Source organism: Nonomuraea basaltis (assembly GCF_005893125.1).
Lineage (GTDB): Bacteria > Actinomycetota > Actinomycetes > Streptosporangiales > Streptosporangiaceae > Nonomuraea > Nonomuraea basaltis.
Map to the genome: position 1 here is coordinate 1 of NZ_VCJS01000556.1, position 1,431 is coordinate 1,431.

A 1,431-nucleotide genomic window follows, 5' to 3' on the forward strand; every position below is an offset into this window, starting at 1 on the left:
CTCAGAGGGCGGTCCGCGGGTCTATGCCCCTGATGCCTTAGTGTGATCGAGTGAATCTGTAGCGTTATGCCTGCCTGGTGGGCTCGGCTGTGCTGGGATGGCGGGGTGAGTGAGCACGGACTTATCCGATGAGCGGTGGGCCTTGATCGAGCCGGTGATCACGGCGTGGAAGGCCGCGCACCCCTCGGTCAGCGGCCATCAGGGCAAATACGAGATGCGGGAGATCGTTAACGCGATCCTGTACCAGAGCCGGACCGGCTGCCAGTGGAGCTTGCTACCCCATGACCTGCCACCTCGCAGCGCGGTCATGTACTACTACACCGCCTGGCGTAAGGACGGCACCGACAAGGCCATCCACGACCTGCTGCGCTTGCAGGTGCGGGAGAAGAAGCGACGATTAGCCGACCCCAGCCTGGTGGTGCTCGACACCCAGAGCGTGCGCGCCGCGGCCGGCGTCCCGAAGGCCACGACCGGACGGGATGCGGCCAAGAAGGTACCGGGTCGCAAGCGTGGGCTGGCCGTGGACGTGCTGGGCCTGGTCATCGCGGTGGTGGTCGCGGCAGCTTCGATCCACGACAACGCCATCGGTAACGCTCTGCTGGACCGGGTCGCCGCCGCCACTGCGCCCGGCAGCGTCCAGACCGCCCTGGTCGACCAGGGGTTCAAGAACAGCGTGGTCGCCCACGGCGCCACCCACGGCATCAACGTGCAGATCGTCGAGCGGAACCCCGCCGAGGCCGGGTTCGTCCCCCAGCCCAAGCGGTGGGTGGTGGAGCAGACCTACGGCACGATGTCCCTGCACCGGCGCCTGGTACGCGACTACGAACACGATCCGGCCAGCTCCGAGTCACGGGTGTACTGGGCGATGACCGATGTGATGTCCCGCCGGCTGACCGGCCCTTCCACCCCCGCCTGGCGTGACACGTGAGCACCCCGGACCCCGGCGCGTGGCTGCTGGACCGGATCGACGCCCGCGAGAAGGCGCTGAGCGGCCACATCGAACAGATCCACGCTCAGATCGAGGAGTTGACCGCCCGCCTGCGAGACCTCGACCAGGACCTTGATCATCTGCGGATCACCCGCAAGACCTTGCTCACCCTCGCCGGCGAGCCCGATCCGGCATCCCCGCCACCACCGGCTCCCGCAGTGCCCGACCATCCCGCCTACCAGCAGATTCTCACCCTCATGGCCGACATCGGCCAGCCCTCACGAGCGCGTGACCTCTGCTTGGGCCTGGACCTGCCCCTGGCGCGTAAGAACATCGAGAACACCCGCGCCAAGCTCAAGCGCCTGGTCAGCCTGGGCATTCTCGTGGAGATCGAGCCGGGATTGTTCGCTCAGCCGCGTCCATAGCCCGGCAACGAGCCCGTGACCAGCCCTCCTCATGCAGCGCAAGCGATCAAAGGGACATCAACTCGCGAACCGCCCTCT

The 1,431-nt window shown here is 67.1% G+C and carries 2 protein-coding genes; both read left to right on the forward strand.

The genetic code is table 11. The features are described 5' to 3' along the window. Window positions 1-109 precede the first annotated feature (109 nt). Window positions 110-928 carry an IS5 family transposase gene (locus EJK15_RS69345; protein WP_138720929.1) on the forward strand — a complete coding sequence of 273 codons (819 nt, stop codon included), beginning with the start codon at window positions 110-112 and terminating at the stop codon, window positions 926-928. Next, on the forward strand, window positions 925-1,353 hold the full coding sequence (locus EJK15_RS69350) for a hypothetical protein (RefSeq protein WP_138720930.1): 429 nt from the start codon (window positions 925-927) through the stop codon (window positions 1,351-1,353). Before EJK15_RS69345 ends, EJK15_RS69350 begins: the two co-directional genes overlap by 4 nt. Window positions 1,354-1,431 lie beyond the last annotated feature (78 nt).